This window comes from Roseimicrobium sp. ORNL1 (assembly GCF_011044495.1).
In the GTDB taxonomy this organism is placed as follows: Bacteria; Verrucomicrobiota; Verrucomicrobiia; order Verrucomicrobiales; family Verrucomicrobiaceae; genus Roseimicrobium.
The window spans coordinates 2,435,540-2,452,749 of sequence record NZ_CP049143.1; the positions used below are offsets into that span (position 1 = coordinate 2,435,540).

General features: G+C 61.5%; 16 protein-coding genes. 9 read left to right on the forward strand and 7 right to left on the reverse strand.

Translation table 11 applies throughout. The annotated features are described in order from the left end of the window. Positions 1 to 181: 181 nt before the first annotated feature. Complete coding sequence (aroE, locus tag G5S37_RS09860; protein WP_165203246.1) at positions 182 to 1,027, reverse strand: shikimate dehydrogenase; 846 nt, start codon at positions 1,025 to 1,027, stop codon at positions 182 to 184. Positions 1,028 to 1,419: 392 nt separating this feature from the next. On the opposite strand from aroE, the gene G5S37_RS09865 reads away from it, so the two are divergent. The 3 genes from G5S37_RS09865 to G5S37_RS09875 all read left to right on the forward strand — a co-directional run bounded on the left by G5S37_RS09865 (position 1,420) and on the right by G5S37_RS09875 (position 2,668). After that, entirely contained in the window at positions 1,420 to 1,866 is a 447-nt protein-coding gene (locus G5S37_RS09865) for a hypothetical protein (RefSeq protein ID WP_165203248.1), read from the forward strand. 29 nt (positions 1,867 to 1,895) lie between these two features. Beyond that, a complete protein-coding gene (locus G5S37_RS09870) occupies positions 1,896 to 2,195 on the forward strand; it encodes a hypothetical protein (RefSeq protein WP_165203250.1) in 300 nt (99 codons plus the stop codon). A gap of 176 nt (positions 2,196 to 2,371) precedes the next feature. After that, positions 2,372 to 2,668, forward strand: a complete 297-nt coding sequence (locus G5S37_RS09875) for a hypothetical protein (RefSeq protein WP_165203252.1) — start codon at positions 2,372 to 2,374, stop codon at positions 2,666 to 2,668. A 368-nt stretch (positions 2,669 to 3,036) separates the two neighbouring features. On the opposite strand, the gene G5S37_RS09880 is transcribed toward G5S37_RS09875, so the two are convergent. From G5S37_RS09880 to G5S37_RS09890, 3 genes are all read right to left on the reverse strand, one after another. Further along, positions 3,037 to 3,621 (reverse strand): hypothetical protein, encoded by a 585-nt coding sequence (locus G5S37_RS09880; RefSeq protein WP_165203254.1) that lies wholly within the window; start codon positions 3,619 to 3,621, stop codon positions 3,037 to 3,039. Between the two features lie 223 nt (positions 3,622 to 3,844). After that, complete coding sequence (locus tag G5S37_RS09885) at positions 3,845 to 5,941, reverse strand: hypothetical protein (protein WP_165203256.1); 2,097 nt, start codon at positions 5,939 to 5,941, stop codon at positions 3,845 to 3,847. Between the two features lie 242 nt (positions 5,942 to 6,183). Then, complete coding sequence (locus G5S37_RS09890; RefSeq protein ID WP_165203258.1) at positions 6,184 to 6,513, reverse strand: hypothetical protein; 330 nt, start codon at positions 6,511 to 6,513, stop codon at positions 6,184 to 6,186. 223 nt (positions 6,514 to 6,736) lie between these two features. Between G5S37_RS09890 and G5S37_RS09895 the strand changes: the two genes are divergently transcribed. Together G5S37_RS09895 and G5S37_RS09900 are read left to right on the forward strand one after the other, a co-directional pair. After that, on the forward strand, positions 6,737 to 8,023 hold the full coding sequence (locus G5S37_RS09895) for a M14 family zinc carboxypeptidase (RefSeq protein WP_165203260.1): 1,287 nt from the start codon (positions 6,737 to 6,739) through the stop codon (positions 8,021 to 8,023). Between the two features lie 110 nt (positions 8,024 to 8,133). Next, entirely contained in the window at positions 8,134 to 8,721 is a 588-nt protein-coding gene (locus tag G5S37_RS09900; RefSeq protein ID WP_165203262.1) for an SMI1/KNR4 family protein, read from the forward strand. A 152-nt stretch (positions 8,722 to 8,873) separates the two neighbouring features. On the opposite strand, the gene G5S37_RS09905 is transcribed toward G5S37_RS09900, so the two are convergent. Beyond that, positions 8,874 to 9,818, reverse strand: coding sequence for an alpha/beta hydrolase (locus tag G5S37_RS09905; protein WP_165203264.1), 945 nt, complete (start codon positions 9,816 to 9,818; stop codon positions 8,874 to 8,876). 361 nt (positions 9,819 to 10,179) lie between these two features. Here G5S37_RS09905 and G5S37_RS09910 point away from each other — a divergent pair, with 361 nt between their 5' ends. After that, complete coding sequence (locus G5S37_RS09910; RefSeq protein WP_165203266.1) at positions 10,180 to 11,238, forward strand: Gfo/Idh/MocA family oxidoreductase; 1,059 nt, start codon at positions 10,180 to 10,182, stop codon at positions 11,236 to 11,238. A 725-nt stretch (positions 11,239 to 11,963) separates the two neighbouring features. Further along, entirely contained in the window at positions 11,964 to 13,232 is a 1,269-nt protein-coding gene (locus tag G5S37_RS09915) for a TCR/Tet family MFS transporter (RefSeq protein WP_165203268.1), read from the forward strand. A gap of 69 nt (positions 13,233 to 13,301) precedes the next feature. Here G5S37_RS09915 and G5S37_RS09920 read toward each other — a convergent pair whose 3' ends face one another. Continuing rightward, positions 13,302 to 14,267, reverse strand: coding sequence for a hypothetical protein (locus G5S37_RS09920; RefSeq protein WP_206026377.1), 966 nt, complete (start codon positions 14,265 to 14,267; stop codon positions 13,302 to 13,304). A 24-nt stretch (positions 14,268 to 14,291) separates the two neighbouring features. Here G5S37_RS09920 and G5S37_RS09925 point away from each other — a divergent pair, with 24 nt between their 5' ends. Together G5S37_RS09925 and G5S37_RS09930 are read left to right on the forward strand one after the other, a co-directional pair. Next, positions 14,292 to 15,458 carry a retropepsin-like aspartic protease gene (locus G5S37_RS09925; protein WP_165203270.1) on the forward strand — a complete coding sequence of 389 codons (1,167 nt, stop codon included), beginning with the start codon at positions 14,292 to 14,294 and terminating at the stop codon, positions 15,456 to 15,458. Positions 15,459 to 15,560: 102 nt separating this feature from the next. Continuing rightward, positions 15,561 to 16,697 (forward strand): zinc-dependent alcohol dehydrogenase family protein, encoded by a 1,137-nt coding sequence (locus G5S37_RS09930; RefSeq protein WP_165203272.1) that lies wholly within the window; start codon positions 15,561 to 15,563, stop codon positions 16,695 to 16,697. A gap of 101 nt (positions 16,698 to 16,798) precedes the next feature. Here G5S37_RS09930 and G5S37_RS32660 read toward each other — a convergent pair whose 3' ends face one another. Beyond that, entirely contained in the window at positions 16,799 to 16,921 is a 123-nt protein-coding gene (locus G5S37_RS32660) for a hypothetical protein (RefSeq protein ID WP_276617034.1), read from the reverse strand. Positions 16,922 to 17,210: the final 289 nt, after the last annotated feature.

The following is a 17,210-nucleotide window of genomic DNA, read 5'->3' on the forward strand; positions in this document are numbered from 1 at the left end:
TGATGCACATGCGCGGAGCGGGATCACGCACTCCAAGGCGCTTCGCGCAAGGTGGCTCGTCGAAGGGTCGCGTCTCGCCCCGAGAGTCGGTCAGGTCACGAGACGTTTCTCCAACGGTCATTTCGTCACTGCAACTGCCGCGATGCCGTTCGAGGGATGATGGCCATAGAACAAGGTAAGCCTACGCGCCGAAGACCTGCTCCAGCACGCGGCGCATGACATCCTTGTCCGGTTCCACGCCGGTCCAGAAGTGGAAGTTGGTCGCGGCCTGATTCACCAGCATGCCGAGTCCATCGAGGATGCGGCAGCCGCGGGCCTCGGCCTCACCGAGGAAGAGGGTGCGTGGGGGATTGGGAATCACATCCGCCACCACGGCTTGGGAGGGGAATGAATCCGCCACCACCGGCACACGGGCGTGCCAGTCCGGTGCGAGACCGATGGAGGTGGCGTTCACCACCACATCAGCGTCACCCGGCAGAGAGTATTCGTGTTCCCAATGGACGAAAGTCGCCTGGGCACGGGTCTTTTCATTCACCAGCTTCGCGAGTTCCTGCCCACGATCCGCGGCGCGATTGACGATGGTGACCCGGGTGGCGCCGGCCAGCGCCAGTTCCACGGCAATGGCGCGCGATGCACCTCCTGCACCGAGGATGACCACGTGTGTCCCGGTGGGATTCACCACGGGGGTGAGGCTGTGCAAAAAACCCTTGCCGTCGGTGTTCTCGCCGATCCACTTGCCGTCACGCTGCACCGCGCAGTTCACCGCGCCGATGATACGCGCGCTTTCCGCCAAGCCATCCAGGTGCTCGATGATGGCGACCTTGTGCGGCAGGGAGCAGTTGAAGCCCACGTAGCCCTGCGCCTTAGCACCGCGCACGGCGTCCGCGAGGAGAGCCGGTGGCACATCCATGTTGATGTAGCGGTAGTGCAGGCTGTGGTGCGCATACGCCGCCTCCATGATGGCCACGGTGGGATTGTCCGCGGCAGGCTGGGAGAGGGAACCGGTGAGCGTGGGCAGGAAGTTCATGGAGAGGTGTCCTCACGGGTAGGCAGGCACGGCGAAAAGCAAGAGGGAGTTTTTCCGAAGTGGGTTGCGTGCGGGTGGTGTAGAGAGGAAACCACTAATTAGCACTAATATTCACTAATGGATGAGGCTTGCGGGAGGTGGTGGCCAGGGGGAGCATCCCCTGAATGAAAAATGAGAAGTGAAAAATGCAAAGTGGCTGAGGGCTTCTTCAATTTGCACTTTTCATTTTTCATTTCTCACTTTGCATTGCTTTGAGCTGGCTGACACCCGGAGTATATCATTACCTATCTGTATCAATCACACCCACGGTCTCTGTAAAAATTAGTGTTCCATTAGTGCCTATTAGTGGTTAAAACCGGCATCAACCATCCCCGACCGTTTCACCACCACCCATGCTTTCCATTCCTGCCACGATTGTTCCCGGTTATCAGGTTGCTTCGGGTGCGAATGGGAATCCGCGATTTCCTGGAGGCACGCTGCGCATGCAGGTGCCGTATTTCGCGGCGCTGGGGCTGGACCTGACGGCGTATCACCTCGCCACGCTGAATCTCTCCATCGCGCCGATGCAATATGAGGTGGTGACGCCGAGGTTCACGTTTCGCAACGTGAAGTGGCACCCGATCGAACCTGCAGAGGATTTTTCATTCTGCGACTGCCGCGTCCTATTGCCTGGCCGCGAGCCGGTGGCGGGGCTGCTTTATCATCCGCATCCTGAGACGAAGCCGGAGCATTTCCAGCCGGAGGGACTGGTGGAGGTGCTGGCGCCGTTCATTGAGGGTGTTTCATACGGCATGCAGGTCATGCTGGAGGTGCCGGAGGAGCAGGTGAAGGTTGGGTGAAATCGCGACGTATTGCACCTCACGCTTCTATGAATTTTGACGACTATACCAAGCTCATCTGTTCGGATATTGCCGAGCGAGGCTACGACGTGTTCCTTCCGTGTGCCTGCGTTCCCGGCGACAAACCTGCGATGTTTGTCCTGAAGGGTGAGCTAACTTCCGGAGGCGAGGAAATTGAGGCAGGCGCCTGGGTGGCAGAGCGTTTTACTGAGCATTCGGACCTGTTCTTTGCTTTTCGCGCGGGAGGGCGAAGGATCCACATCTGCTGGTTGCAAAATGCCATGATCCGGGAGCGCGTGCATGTGCAGGTGGAGGAAGGCGAAGAGTAGACGCCGACGGAGTTGGGGCACGATAAAAGAATTTTTCACTCCGGCTGAATAAGTCTCAGAGACCTCCCGTCGAAGGCGGCAACTACAGCTTGGGAGTGTCTCGCTACCAATGCCTGTGGCCACTGTGACCGGCAGGGAACCCGGCCGTCATCACACCTGCAAAGAGGATCACTGTCATGAAAAAATTCGCCATCATTGCCGCTGTCATCACCGGATTTCTCGGTCTCACCGCCGCTGCGGAGGCGGGCTACTACACGCAGCGTTGCGTGGGCTATGATCACTGCGGACGTCCCGTGTACCGCACCGTGTATGTAGAGACCTGCGCCCCGAGGTACTACGGCGGAGGCGGCGTCTCCTTCTACTACAACAGCGGTCCCCGCTACTACGGTGGCGGTGGCGGCTACTGCGCTCCGCGCTACTACAACAACTGTGGCCCGTCCTATGGACACGGCTACCGTTCCCGCTGCCGTTAATCCGTGAGCTGATGACGGTGGATCAAAAGACATGGTGCATCCGGAGATGATGTACCATGATGGGGTTGGTGGTGTGGCGGAGTGAGAATGTGCCGAGACTTCGTTCGGCTGGCAGATGCTTTTCGAGGTGAACGATGATGCGGTAGGGATGTGCTCCCGCGCGTCCGACTCTTTCGTAGGCGGCGGCGGTGGGGAACTGCGGCACCAAAAGGCCTCGCCACGTGGCACCCCTCTCCACCTCCGCCCGCGATCTACGGACGCGCAGGAGCGCATCCCTACCGTCCTTTTTTTGTGGAGGGACGCTAACATTCAGAGCCAGTGGTGGCTCAGGGGCTCAGAAGCGCAAAGCGATAGAGCAGAGGAACGCTCTACGCCGTGATCCGGAAGCCCACCATGGCGTGGGCGAGGCCCAGGAGGGTGAGGGAGACAGGCAGGGGGGCAAGACAAAGCAGGAGTCCGATGAGAGCGGGCATGCGGGGGGTATCGCGCACGAGGGCGGGAACGCCGGCGCCCAGGGCGAAGAGCAGGCCCACCAGGGTGAGTCCGATCACGAGTACGCCCCAACCCACAAGGCCCATGGACGAGCCCGGGTTCACAAGGAAGACGGGCAGGGTGAAGAAGATGCTCGCGCATGTCACCACCGCGCCAAGGATCTGGGCGGCGCGGGTGAGGCGATTGCGGCTCCAGGGAATGCGCCCCCGCAGGGCGAGACCGAGGCCGCTGACCATCAAGAACACGCCGATGGGCCACATGACGTGGTGATCGTACAACTCACGGTAGAAGAAGATGCCGGCGCGGCGCACGGCATCGTCCGGCCGGAGGTGTCCGCTCGCGTCATAGATCAGCGGCTGCAGCCAGGGTTCCCATACGGAGGTGGCGAGAGGCGCGGCGAAAACCAACAATCCGAGAAGCACCAGAAGCAGACCAAGGAAGGGAGGTTGGCGAAGGCGCATGCGGCGGGAGGGCTTTTGGTACGGACCGGGAATCAATCAGGAGCTACGCAGGGAATACGAGTCGTCTGCCATCCCCGGCTGTCGTGAGACATCGTGCATGCGTGCATGCATGGGGCGTGAGAGCCGGGACTGCGCGGCGTATCAAGCTAAGCTGGCCGATGTTTCCGTCTTCGCAAGGCAAGGGATGCTCTGGCGCCTCCGCACTGCGCCCGCTGCCGTCTGTCTACTTTTCCTTGGGCGAGTTGAAGATGGAGCAAACGCGATCCCATGCGCCGCCGATCTTGCTGAAGACGCCTCTGCCTTTGGGGGCGGGAGACCACTCCGAGGGTGTGGTGGGCATGACCACCTGGGCCACCGACGGCTGAAACGCGGGCTTGTCCTCGGCGGGTTCCTCAGGTTCTGGCGCGGCAGTGGCACCCTTTCTGGCGCCGGGGCGCAAGGGCCCGGATTTTGCACCCATGGGCACAGTCTTGCGCTGGCCGGGGCCGCTTGGGCCCTTAGCCGGGGCGGCGGCTTCCTCCTTGGGCGTCTCTTTTTCTTTTTCCTTTTCCTTATCGGCTTCCGGAGCTGCGGGCCGCGGGTCGAGCAGGTTGAGTGGCGTGTGTGCCGAGAGGATGAGAGGCCCGCTCAGAGCACCATTGTCCGGTACCACCACCGGGGTGATGATCGGCGAGGCTATAGGCGCTGCTGAAGGAGCAGGAATGGCTGCCAGATGCGAAGCGGTGGGGGGTGGCAGGGCGTGCTCTGCCGAGGGAACGGCAAAGGAGCTCAGGCTCGCGGGGCCAGCGGAAGCAGGAACGGCGGGAACGCTTGCCACCGGAGTGGGTGCGGGTGCCGGGATCGATGCAGGAATCGCGCTCGCAGGAGCGCTCTGCGGAGGCACATACGCGGGAGGCACAGCGGCTGCTGGCACCTGTACAGGTGCCGGAGCTGGAGTCGCGGGCAGGGGAGCGGCCGCAGTGGCGGAAGCCGGAGAATAGGCAGGGGCTCCTGCTGGCGGCACACTCACGGGTGCGGGTGTCACCGGAGCGCTGGTGGATGCGGGAGGCAGGGGGGTATTGGCACCCAGCAGACTCGCGGCCACAGCAGAGATGCTGGTGGACGGGGTGATGGGAGTGCCCGGCGCAGGAGCTGCAAAGGACTGGGCAGGCACTGGCGCCGCAGTCGTAGCAGGGGGCGCGGTGTACGCCGGAGCCGCAGGGGCCGGGGCATAGGAGGGCGCAGCGGGAGCCGGAATCGCTGCCGGAGCAGGAGTGACGGGAGCGCTTACCGGCAGGGGTGCGGGCGCGGGTGCCGCGACGGGAGCCGCGGGCACCGGGGCGGGAGCTGCTGGTGCGGGAGCATACGCATACGCGGCCGGAGCAGCAGCGGGTGTCGCTGCGACTGGTGGCGCCTGCGGCACAGGCGTCACCGGGGTGCTGGGCGGAGCGTAGGAAACGGGAGTGGCGGCAGCAGGTGTGGCGGCCGGGTAGGCAGGTGCCGCTGCAGGAGTGGCAGCAGCCGCGGGAGTGTACGCAGGAGCTGCCGGAGTGGCGCTGACCTGCGGTACGACGGCTGCCGGCGCAGGCGCCGGTGTTGCCGCGATGGGGGCGCTCGGCATTTGCGTTGCAGGTGCAGCCGCGGGTGCAACGGGAGTGCGGGGAATGGCTGCTGCGGCTGCGGCAGGAGGTGCGGCGGCGAGAGGCACGCTCATGGCGGGCGCGGTCGCGACATGCATCGGTGGGATCACCGGCGCATTGAGCGGCGCGATGACGGATGCCGCAGGCATGCTCAGCGGACGCTCTGGAACGCGCGTAGGAGGCGTGGAAGTGCCTGGCGTTGCAGGTGCCGATACAGGCGTGGGGCCGGATTCCCTGCCGCTGCTCTTGCTCGGGCGGCGCATGGTCTGGGACATGAGGCCGAGACCGGCGAGGAAGGACTCCAGTTGCAGGCTGCTCTGCGACTGGTCCTGCTGCCACAGCTGAATGGACTGCTGTTCCGCGAGCACTTTTTCAAACCAGCGCGGCGTGGCTATGCTGGACTTGTCCTCCAGCAGGCACACCAGCACCGGCTTGGAGAGTTCGATGGCCTGGAGGAATTGATTCACCACCAGTTTCGAGTCGAGCGCGCCGCGGGAGGCGAAGAAGATCACCGCCACGGCAGCGGACACTTTGCGTTCACGCGCTGCCTGGTTTTCCTCCGCAGAGAGCTTGGGATGCGGAAACGGGCCGGGATGTCCGCATTGCAGTCCGTACTCCTCCTGGAGCACGGTGGTCCATGGCCACACCTTGTCGGTGTCGTTGGCCGCATAGCACAGGTGGATGTGACGCTGGGACTTCATCGGTCAATAGGTGTGGGGAGCACCAAGGGGGAGATTTTTTGACTGCGTTCCACGGTCCTCGGCAGAACACACCATGACGTATACCCAGAAGCGGCGCGTTCTACAAGCCTGAAGGCTGCCAAGGCTCATTATGAATGAGTTCTCTATAATGATCTGAGCGGATCTTCAGCCTTGAATGTGATTAATGCGGCAAGTGAGGGGATTTATTCGCAATTGTAGGCATCGCTCCATGTCTGCCAGCATCACCCATTTTCTTCCGCGACCAGCGCATCCGCGGGCACGCCACGGCCTTTCACATCGACCTTGTTCATGATGCGCTTCAGGAGCTGCCAGCGCTCGCCTTTTCCCTTCTCTGTGAGCACAAGGAGTCGTGAATCGATTTGATCCTGCACTTCCAGCGCGCACTTCGCCCACGGCAGCGTGATGGTGTGATCTCCTTGCACGAGCAGGTCATAGCGGATGAGTCCTTTGATGTAGGCATTCCAACTTGGGTATCCCAGGGCTTTGGCGCGGAGTTCTGCGGCCTCGGCGAGACAGGCGGGCAGCTTGGTGGAGCGAGTGTGTGAAGCCATGGGGAAATGCGGCAGGGCGAATGGTGAAAAAGTACCTGTCCATTGTGCGGAAATCCGGCCAAAAAGCAAACGTGTTCACGTGAACATCTATTGATTTTAGGGATGTTTTTCTGAGGCGTGGCGTGGGCGAGGCGATTGCGAGCGCGATGCATTGCGTTGCATAAAGTCATGCGCCCACGCACGTAGGAGTGCGGTCCACTTTCCTCAGCGTTTCCTCATTCTCATGAACCTGCTTCACGCTTTCTCACTGCGCCGCCGGCTCGCGGCCCTTTCCCTGATGACGATGATGACGCTGGCCTGGCAAGCCCGGGCACTGCAGGCGCTCACGGTGGAGTCGGATTTCGAAGGCGCGTCCGTGCGCGTGATGAATGTGGATGCAGGGAGCCAGACGGTGCAGTTCATGCCGGGCGGTGACCCGAAGCGGGGCTGGCCATGCTGGTGGTGCTTCCGCATCGAGGGGCTGGATCCGCGCAAGCCACTTACACTGCAATTGCGCGCTTCTGATTTGCCCATGCCGCAGGCGAATGGTCTGCCCTCGAACAAACCACTCGCCGCCGAGTGGTCCATGCCGGAGCGCGCTTCGTTTTCTGCTGATGGCAAGTCGTGGAAGAAGACCCCGCAGGGCGCGCGAGTGGAGGGCGTGATGACCTACACCTTCCCCGTGGAGGGCAGCAGTGTGCTGGTCGCGTGGGGGCCGCCTTTCACGCCGGCGACTTCCGCAGCGCTGGTGCGCCAGATGGCGGAATCGTCCGCGGCTGCGGAGGAGCAGGAGCTGTGCAAGTCACGCGAAGGCCGCAGCGTGCCGATGCTGCGCGTGTGCGAGGGAGATCGCGTGGAGGCCCGCCGGTTTGGCATCTGGGTGCAGGCGAGGCAGCACGCGTGGGAGAGCGGCGCGAGCTGGGTGTGCCAGGGCTTCACCGAGTGGCTCATGAGCAGTGAAGCTGGGCCCACCTGGCTGCGCCAGAATGCGGAGATCTACATCGTGCCCATCATGGACATCGACAACACGGCCACCGGCAACGGCGGCAAGGAGGCGACGCCGCAGGATCATAATCGCGACTGGACGGAAAAACCGAATTGGAACGAAGTGGCCGCCGTGCAGAAGTACATCCGCGAGTTCGCGAAGGAGGGGCGCATGGATGTGTTCCTGGATCTGCACAATCCCGCGCCGAAGGATGTGAAGGCATTTTTCTATGCGCTGCCGGAGGAGTTGGTGAAGGAACCCATGCTGAGCAATCGCAAGCGGCTCTTCAGTCTCGCGCGCTCCGAGGTGGGCTCTGTCTTCCCCATGATGGATGTGCCGAAGTATGATGGACCGAAGTATCATCCGCTCTGGCGCCAGATGAGTGGCACGTGGGTGACCATGAATGGCAATCCGCATACGGTCGCCGTGTGCCTGGAGACACCGTGGAATATTGAGCAGAGCACCGTGGAAGGTTACAAGGCCGTGGGCGCGAAACTCGGCGTGGCGGTGCAGAGGTATCTGGAGGAGGGGGTGAAGAAGGAGTGAGTGGTATTCAGTAGATCAGTAAGCAGTAGGTCAGTGAGTAGTAATGAGGTGCGGTTTCTTGCTTGAGGAAATGGATGGACATGAGGCGTGATGAAGGTATGACCGACTGCATGAAACCAAAAATCGAGCGGCTGCTGAAGGTGCTTACGGAGCAGGGGAGCCGTTTGGAAAGCCTGCTGCATCCGGGCCTGACGGAAGAGGAAATTCTGGCCAGTGAGATCCAGGTGGGCTTGTCATTCCCAGGGGAGTTGCATGACTATCTGTCCGTGTTTGGCAGTGGCATTCGGCGCGACCCTGCAGGAGAGCGTGACGTGGACAGCCAGTTGATTCAGGACTTCAGCGTCTTCTCCCACGAACAGTGTCTGAAGTTCCGCAAGATGTATGCAAACAACACGGTGCTTGGCGAAGACTTGTTTCCGAAGGACAAGGAGGTCACGGCTTATCCGTTTCTCTCTTCGGGCGGAGAGTACATCTCGCTGGTGTGGTCTCCACGCACCTATGCTGTGGTGTGGAAGGTGAATGACTCTGGATTTCCATCATGGGTGTGGCCCTCGATGGAAGCCTTCATCGACTACGCGACGCAAGGCTGGGAAGCAGGCGCCTGCAAGTTCGACTTCGGACAGGATATGATTGAGTGGGATGCTCGCATCGCACAAGACTTGCTCAAGAAGTGCGGAGGTAGGCAGGTTGGGGGATGACGGTTGTGAACAGTAAACGTGGGCAGGGTGTTGCGTCGCGTGCATCGGCCCTGGGAGCGCTGGCCTCTGGCCGGCGTGTTGCTCGCGGAATGCAAGAATACGCCGGCCGGAGGCCAGCGCTCCCAGGGCTGCAATGACTTGATGAGCCTCTTTTACTTTTTCAAATGCTTGTCAAAAAACTCCACCACCATGGGGCGGAGATCTTTTTGCACGGGCTGGAGATGGAAGGTGTGCGGGGCGCCTTCGATGATTTCGAGGTGATGTTCGATGCCGAGTTTCTGAAGCGCAGCAGCGAGGGTTTCTGACTGGCTCAAGGGCACGGTGGCGTCGGCGGTGCCGTGGAGGATGAGTATGGGTGGATCCTCCTTGTCGAGATGCGTGAGGACGGAGAATTGCTTGTAGAGTGCCGGGTCTTCTTTGCGGGACTTGCGCAGGGCGGCGACGTCCTTCCAGTTCTCCAGGTCGGCGGGGCCGTAGAGGTCCACGGCACAGCGCACCTTCGTTGAGAATTCGCCATAGGGACCGGCGGGATCGAGGTCGGGGCCGGTGACGGCGACCATGGTGGCGAGGTGTCCACCGGCGGAGCCGCCGATGGTGCCGATGTTGTCTGCATCGAGCTTGAGGCGTTCGGCATTTTTGCGAAGCCAGCGCACGGCGGTCTTGCAGTCGTGGAGGTTTTGCGGCCACACGACATTCTTGCTGTCCTTGTCCGCGAGCACGTAGTCGATGCTCATGCATACATAACCATGCAGCGCGAGGGTGGTGCCGATGTTCTTCTCACGCGTGGCGTCCTTCACGCCGCCACTCCAGCCGCCGCCGTGGATGATGACGATGCCGGGGTGCTTCTTGCCAACCACTTTTTCCTTGGGCAGGTAGAGGTCTGCCTTTTCCTTCCGGTCGGGGCCGAGGTAGTCGATGTTGGGTTCGACACGGACATCGGGGGATGCGGTGACGAGGTAGCTAGACGAGCGTGGTGGGACAAGAAGGGATTTTCCTTCCGTTTGGGAAGGTGGGCGCTCAGTCTGCGCGGGAAGGGTGTTCTCAGCACAGAGACCGAGGAGGGAAACGAGCAGGAGTGATGCACCGTGAAATTTCATGAGGTGAGGATAGGAAGTGTTCGTGGAGGAAGCGAGGGTGATTTGTGTGCGGAATGTGATGAGGAATTGTGCGCGAAGCGCCCTGGACTGCGGCAGCCTGCTGCCGCTTTGAAGAGTCCACAGCCTGCTGTGGCGATGGTGATACGCGTTGGTAGTCTCACACTTCCACGAAATAATAGGCGACTTCGTCGCGGTAGGGCGTGCAGCAGGCTGCACTTTAGGAAAGCGGCAGCAGGCTGCTCGCAGTCCAAGGCCTTCGGCACCTGAATTTATCATAGAGCAAATTTGGTAACATGCGTGTCACCCACCGCGTTTGCTTTGCTCCCATTCCCTTACTCCTTCCGCAATCACCACCATCACGATGAACCGCCGCACTTTTCACACGCTTGCTCTCGGCGCGGGAGCTTCTGTTTTCTCGCAGGCCCCAACACTCAGCGGGGCTGCGGGTGGTGGGAAGCCCATTCGTGCGGGTCAGATTGGGACGAAGCATGCGCATGCGAGTGGTCAGCTCGAAATGCTGCGGGCGTGTGCGGACTATGAAGTGGTGGGCGTAGTGGAGCCGGATGAGGAACTGCGGAAGAAGGCGGAGAAAGACAAGGCGTATGCCGGGGTGACATGGATGACGGAGGAGCAACTGCTCAACACGCCGGGACTGCAACTGGTGTCCGTGGAAACGGGTGTGGGCGATCTGCTGAACACGGCGGAGAAGGTGGTGAATGCAGGAATGCATCTGCATCTGGACAAGCCGGCGGGGGAATCCCTGGAGCAGTTCAAGCGCATCCTGGACACGACGACAGCGAAGAAGCGACTCGTGAAGATGGGCTACATGTTCCGCTACAACTCAGGCTTCGATCTCGCGGTGAAAGCGGTGCGCGAAGGCTGGCTGGGTGACATCTCGGTGATTCATGCGGAGATGAGCAAATTCATGGATGACGAGGGTCGCGCGGCGATGCTGCCGTACAAAGGTGGCTCGATGTTTGAACTCGGGTGCCATGTCATCGACTCCGTGGTGCGTATCCTTGGCAAGCCGGAGAAAGTCTCGCCACACATCCAACGCGGGAAGGATGGCTGGGCGGACAACATGCTCGCCGTGCTCGACTATCCCAAGGCGACGGCCACGGTGCGCAGCTCGATGATTGAAGTACAGGGCGGCGCGCGACGTCAGTTCGTGGTGTGCGGAAACATGGGCACAGTGGAGATTCTGCAACTGGACGCTCCGACCGTGCGGCTCATGCTGGATCGTCCGCGCGGCGAATATAAAAAAGGCATCCAGACCGTAAAGGTGCCGAACCTGCCGCGCTATGCCGCGGACTGGGTGGATTTTGCGAAAGCGATTCGCGGAGAGAAGGCGTGGGAGTTCACGCCGGAGCATGATCTCGCGGTGCAGGAGACGGTGCTGCGGGCCAGTGGGATGATGTGAGGTGAGGTGTGGTGCGGGCAGCCATGCGGCAGCGAATTTGTCGCAAAGCAGCGAAGCTCCATGGAGGTTAGGCGTCTCGCCTGACAGTGGGCGTTAGGCCTCCGGCCTGACGATAGCGGCACGCTCAACTCGCTCTTCGTGCGGAAGGGATATTTCCGGTTAACCGCAAAGGGGCACAGAGGCAAAGGACGCAAAGGAGTGAGAGGGTTGGCGCTGGGACGGTGCCACGCGTGTGGACGTGGTGACGTCTCGATGCAGAGGAGGCAGAGACGCGCAGGTCGCGCGAGTGGGTGAAGTTTTGCCCACGGCGGATTTCATCGCAAAGCAGCGAAGCAGCAAAAGCAGCAAAGTATTTCGGAGGTTAGGCCTTCTGGCCTGACAGTGGGCGTTGGGTCTTCTGACCCGACAATAGAACTCCTACGGAAGATCCTGCGTTTCTTCGCAGACGCTCCTGCGCTCCTGGCTTCTTCGCTCATCTATAGTGAACCAGTGTCTCTCTTGTCTTGAGATGTTACCTGCGCGAAGGCGAATTGCTTGCTGTCGGGTCAGAAGACCCAACGCCCACTGTCAGGCCGGAAGGCCTAACCTCCAGGCTGCTTTCCTTTGTGCAACGTGACGGATTCGCCGCGTGCGGTGCTGTCAAGGGCAGGTGTGCCGGAGGGTGCCGGGGCGACATTCGAACTCGACATGCCGCTGTGGCGCTCTATGGATGGCGGCCCATTCTCATGTCCCAAAGGCAGCCGGCCATCGTCTTCATCTTCATCACGCTCTTTCTCGATATCTTTGGGATTGGTCTCATCATTCCTGTGCTGCCGGGGCTGGTGGGGGAGATGGTGGGAGGCGATGAGGCGACCAAGTCGCACATGGTGGGCTGGCTGATGGCGCTGTATGCGCTCATGCAGTTCCTCTTTTCCCCGGTGCTCGGCTCTCTCTCGGACCGCTACGGACGCAGGCCGGTGATTTTGCTCTCGCTGCTGGGCTCGGGCCTGGACTACCTGCTGCTGGCGTGGGCGCCGAACCTGTGGTGGCTGTTCATCGGCCGCATCGTCGCTGGCATCACCGCGGCAAACTTCAGTGCGGCCAGTGCCTATATTGCAGACATCACGCCACCGGAGAAGCGCGCGCATGGCTTTGGCCTCATTGGTGCGGCGTTTGGCATTGGCTTCGTCACGGGTCCTGTCGTCGGCGGTCTGGCGAGCAAGTATGGCCCCATGTTTGTGGAGATGGATGGGCTGCGGCTGCCCTTCGTCCTGGCGGCGATCGTGACGCTGCTAAATTGCATTTATGGCGTGTTTGTCCTGCCTGAATCTCTCGCTAAAGAAAACCGCAAACCCTTCCACTGGGAGAGCGCGCACCCTATCAAGTCCATCAAATCACTGAGCCGCTGGCCGGTGGTGCTGAGCCTTTCCGGGGTGCATTTCCTGATGAATCTCACCCACAACATCTATCCAAGCCTGTGGGTGATGTATACTGCGAAGCGCTACGGTTGGGATGAACTGGACGTGGCCATCTCGCTGAGTTTTGTGGGCATCATGGCCGCCATTGTGCAGGCCGGTCTGGCGGGGCGCATCATCGCACGCATTGGAGAGCGGCGCGGACTGCTCCTGGGCTTTGCGCTGATGACGTTTGCGATGGTGGGATACGGGCTCGCGCCGAATGGAACGGTCATCTACGTGGTCATGTTCATTGGAGCCCTCAGCGGCATCGCGGGACCTGCGGCACAATCGATCATTACGAAGAAAGTGGGGCCGTCGGAGCAGGGTGAAGTCCAGGGCGCGCTGAACAGCGTGGCCAGCATGGCAAGCATTGTGGGCTTTATCCTCTGGACATGGATGTTCGCGTACAGCGTGGCTCCGGAGAGAACGTTTCCGATGCCCGGCATCTCGTTCCTTGTTGCCGGCTTCCTGACCTTCTGCGCGATGCTGCTGGGCAGATGGGCGCTGGTAGGGGAGAAGGAAATCGAGAGGCTGGAGCGGGAGGGTGGAGAGGTTTAACGCAAAGCAACAAAGCAGCAGAGGATTGCAGGCTGAGCAGCCGACTCCGTGTGCACTTTCAGAGATTTTTCAGTTCTTTGCTGCTTCGCTGCTTTGCGTTTCTCCAATGGCTCGTTGCAGCCACTCGCGTGCCGCCTTCCTCTCGGGAATGTCCCGCAGCACCCATTGGTCGGAGTGATTGCGAAAGGGAATGGCGTGGAAGGTGAAGTCGCCTTTCACGCCGGTGGATTTCAGATAGTCCTCTGAGGCCTTCGTGCTGCCTTCCTGGGAAAGCCATTGGGGTCTTCCTTTCAAGCGTTGCAACCGCGCCAAAGCGGAGGCGCGGTCGGCACCGGCGTAGGGCCAGCGGTCGCTCACGCCATCGTAGTGGGAGTGGCAGAAGAAGGCCTTCCACTGCGGAGCCACGGTGTCATCCTGCAGGCCGAGGTAGTTGCAGCCGATGGCGCCGCGTGAGAAACCGGTGAGGACCACGCGGTCGAGGTCGGCGCCGTATTTCTCCGCCAGCATCTTCAGCGTGGCGGTGGCGTAGCGATTGGTCTCGGCGACATCGCCCCACCATTTGATGGCGTTGCGCTTTGTGCCCATGCCTTCGGCGTTCTCAATGTAGGGAAGGCAGACCCAGATATAGCCGTGGCCGGCGGTGAGGCCGAAGCCGAGATTGCTGCCCTGCACGGTGCCCTCGGAGACATCGCCGTATTTGTTCTTGTAGCCGCCGTTGCCGGCGTACTCGGCGATGACGGGGTACTTCTTGCCTGTTCCTTGTCCCTTTTCGGGCGGGCTCCAGTCGGTGGGGAGGTATAGGGCGTGATGCACCTGGGTGCCCTCCCAGCCTGGGGTGGTCTGCCGCACCCGCAGACCGGCAGCCGGCGCGGCGTCTTTCATTTCCGGAACGGTGAGATCCGCAGGAATGGTGGTGAGGTCCGGCAAGGGCGGTGCCTGTGCCTGCCCCAGTGCTTGGGCGTGCGTCAGCCAGATCACGGCGAAAAAGATGAAGCATCCGTGTAGGAGCAAACGGGCGGGGGTGTGCGTATTCATGAATGCATGGGAGAAGGCAGAGGCATGGCCGGAACGGACGACGACTATAACCTGAACTGGAACAACGCGGGAGATTCCCGTTTGCTTGCGCTTGGCAGGTGGTCAAAGCCGCGCTACCAAGCGGCGCGCATGATGAAGCTGTCCAGCACTGCTGCGGCCAAAAAAATCCTGGGTCGCCTTGGCACCCTCTTTCTCGCCCTGGCGGTGTGCAGCTGTGCGGGCAGCGCCCATGAACGGGTCTCCCACGGCACGCTGCGCGCGCTGCAGAACCGTGCGGTGGAAGCCTCCCGCCTGGGAGTGGACCTGCGTGGTGGCGAGGTGGATGTGCGGGTGGAGCACACCCACGGCGGGCGCTCCACGGTGACGGTGCCGATGATCTGGCACCACGGCCTGCCTGCCATGAATGGAATGCTGAATGGCAAGCCGGCTCTGATGGTCATGGATACCGGAAGCCAGGGGTGCCTGGTGCTGGATGCTGACACGGCGGTGCGCGCGAAGGTGGATACGCTGCGGCATTCGCCGGACCGCTTCCGGCTGGAGGGGGCCTTTGGCAGCGAGCCGGCCATCGTGGGCCGGGTGAGGCAGGTGAATATCGGGCAGTGGAGCATCCAGGGACTGCCGACCCTGATTCGCACGCATCGCAGCCTCACGGGCGGGGGGCTCTGGCGCGAGCGCATTTCGCTGGACATCTGGGGCATGGCCCTGCTGCACCAGGCCTGCAGTTACCTGACGCTGGATCACAAGCGGGAGCAGATCACCTTTGGCTTCGATGAGAGCTACCAGCCGCAGCGGGGGAATGCTGTGTGGAAGGTGCCCATCAAGTTTCGCAATGGACTGCCCTATGTGCAGATAGGCAACGGCGAGGCGAAGTGGGAGGCACTGCTGGACTCCGGGGCGAACTCACCCATGGAGATGACCCGCGAGGTGGCGAAGAGAGCGAACCTGCTGGCCAGCGCGCGCACACTGCCGGGCCAGCGCTTCGGCGTGGGGGTGGCGAATAGTGGCGAAAATCTCAATACGCTGGAGCGCGTGGTGGTGCCGCGCCTCCACGGCCTGGGACCGACCATGCGTGATGTGCCGGCCTTCCTTGTGGGGGATGAGCCGAAGGTGGGCTCGGGCCTGCTGGCGAATTACCGGGCGACCATCGACTTCCGCAGGAACCTTCTCTGGCTGGAAGCGCCAAAGCAGTGAGTGGTGGGTGGGTGAGGTGATTTCACAATATAAAGGTGACGAACGCACACTTCTGGTGGAAAGGGCAAGGCGTCATCGCCTCAACTGCTTCGCTTCCCACACATGAAGACCATCGCCGCGGTGTTGCATGAGCGCGGGCTGCCCAAGCCCTATGCCACGAGCAAACCACTCGTGATTGAAGAACTGGAACTGGACGGTCCACAGGAGGGCGAGGTCCTCGTGGAGATGACCGCTGCCGGCCTGTGCCACTCGGACCTCTCCGTGCTGAATGGCACCCGCCTGTGGCCGCTGCCCATTGTCATCGGCCATGAAGCGTGCGGTATCGTGCGCGAGATTGGCAAGGGCGTGAAGGACCTGCACGAGGGCGAGCATGTGGTCTTCTCCTTCCTGCCGACGTGTGGGCACTGTCCCATGTGCGCGAGTGGACGGCCCTCCCTGTGTGAGCCGGGGGTGGTGGCGAATCGTGCGGGCAAACTGATTACTGGAGGTGTGCGCTTCTGGAAGGGCGGCGCGAGCCGGGTGCATCACCACTCGGGAATCGCGGGGTACTCGCAGTACAGCGTAATCGCACGCGAATCGATTGTGAAGGTGCCGCAGGATATTCCCGCGGAGACGGCGGTGCTCTTTGGCTGCGCGATCATGACGGGTGTGGGTGCGGTGATCAATACGGCGAAGGTGCCTGCGGGGACCTCCGTGGGTGTCTTCGGCATGGGTGGCGTGGGTCTCAGTGTGGTGATGGGCGCGCGTGCCGCGGGGGCCTATCCCATCATCGCGGTGGATGTGCTGGATTCGAAGCTGGAACTCGCGAAGCAATGCGGCGCCACGCATGTGATCAATGCCTCACGCGTGGACCCGGTGCCCGCGGTGCGTGACCTGACGCATGGCGGTGTGGATCACGCGTTTGAGGCGGTGGGCCAGGTGAAGGTGATCGAGCAGGCCTTTGCCAGTGTGCGGCGTGGTGGTCGTGCGGTGAGCATTGGTCTCACGCATCCGGATAGCAAGATCACGCTTCCTGCGCTGGCCTTTGCCGCGGAGGAGAAGGTGCTGATGGGCAGCTACATGGGCTCCTGCGTGCCGCAGCGTGATATCCCCAGGTACATGGAAATGTACCGCACCGGTGCTCTGCCGGTGGATCTGCTCCGGACGCGTACTATTTCCCTGGAGCAGGTGAATGAGGGATTTGATTTGCTCGACAGCGGAGAGGTGGCGCGGCAGGTGATCCGGTTTGAGCGGGGGTAGGATGGGGTAGCTCGCGTTAGGGCAGCCCGACGAAGGAGGAATCCCTTCGCGAGAGGGTGCTTCATTCACGCGGTGGAGAGAAGGCGGGCATCGTCACGTGACTAGCTCCCCTCCGGACGATCCCACTCGATGTACTTCGGCCCGCGCATCGGCCGCCGCGTCGCGGGGCGATGGCAGAGTCTCTTGAACAGGCGAAACAGCGTCTTCATCTGGAGGTCTTGCATGGGAAGTAGGTGTGGAGTGCTGTGTGGTAAGGGTGGTGAGTGTTATTTTGAACACTACGCATTTGTACACATTACGCAAGACTTAAAGATTCGGAATTTTTGTGGCGGGAGGAGCCGGGGCGCAAAGGAGCGCGGCCTCTCCAGGCCGCTGGGTGGCAGACACCTTTGGTTTGGAAGCGAAGATGAAAGTGCCTCTATGGCTTCGGATGCAGTGGCGTCGGACTTCCGACGTCAACAGCGCGAGCGACCATGCGGCCTGGAAAGGCCGCGCTCCTTTCATGATGCTCTG

Bases quoted from the DNA above. Each gene is read 5' to 3' on its own strand.
- aroE (WP_165203246.1), bottom strand. From the start codon at position 1,027: ATGAACTTCCTGCCCACGCTCACCGGTTCCCTCTCCCAGCCTGCCGCG.
- G5S37_RS09865 (WP_165203248.1), top strand. From the start codon at position 1,420: ATGCTTTCCATTCCTGCCACGATTGTTCCCGGTTATCAGGTTGCTTCG.
- G5S37_RS09870 (WP_165203250.1), top strand. From the start codon at position 1,896: ATGAATTTTGACGACTATACCAAGCTCATCTGTTCGGATATTGCCGAG.
- G5S37_RS09875 (WP_165203252.1), top strand. From the start codon at position 2,372: ATGAAAAAATTCGCCATCATTGCCGCTGTCATCACCGGATTTCTCGGT.
- G5S37_RS09880 (WP_165203254.1), bottom strand. From the start codon at position 3,621: ATGCGCCTTCGCCAACCTCCCTTCCTTGGTCTGCTTCTGGTGCTTCTC.
- G5S37_RS09885 (WP_165203256.1), bottom strand. From the start codon at position 5,941: ATGAAGTCCCAGCGTCACATCCACCTGTGCTATGCGGCCAACGACACC.
- G5S37_RS09890 (WP_165203258.1), bottom strand. From the start codon at position 6,513: ATGGCTTCACACACTCGCTCCACCAAGCTGCCCGCCTGTCTCGCCGAG.
- G5S37_RS09895 (WP_165203260.1), top strand. From the start codon at position 6,737: ATGAACCTGCTTCACGCTTTCTCACTGCGCCGCCGGCTCGCGGCCCTT.
- G5S37_RS09900 (WP_165203262.1), top strand. From the start codon at position 8,134: ATGAAACCAAAAATCGAGCGGCTGCTGAAGGTGCTTACGGAGCAGGGG.
- G5S37_RS09905 (WP_165203264.1), bottom strand. From the start codon at position 9,818: ATGAAATTTCACGGTGCATCACTCCTGCTCGTTTCCCTCCTCGGTCTC.
- G5S37_RS09910 (WP_165203266.1), top strand. From the start codon at position 10,180: ATGAACCGCCGCACTTTTCACACGCTTGCTCTCGGCGCGGGAGCTTCT.
- G5S37_RS09915 (WP_165203268.1), top strand. From the start codon at position 11,964: ATGTCCCAAAGGCAGCCGGCCATCGTCTTCATCTTCATCACGCTCTTT.
- G5S37_RS09920 (WP_206026377.1), bottom strand. From the start codon at position 14,267: ATGAATACGCACACCCCCGCCCGTTTGCTCCTACACGGATGCTTCATC.
- G5S37_RS09925 (WP_165203270.1), top strand. From the start codon at position 14,292: ATGGCCGGAACGGACGACGACTATAACCTGAACTGGAACAACGCGGGA.
- G5S37_RS09930 (WP_165203272.1), top strand. From the start codon at position 15,561: ATGAAGACCATCGCCGCGGTGTTGCATGAGCGCGGGCTGCCCAAGCCC.
- G5S37_RS32660 (WP_276617034.1), bottom strand. From the start codon at position 16,921: ATGCAAGACCTCCAGATGAAGACGCTGTTTCGCCTGTTCAAGAGACTC.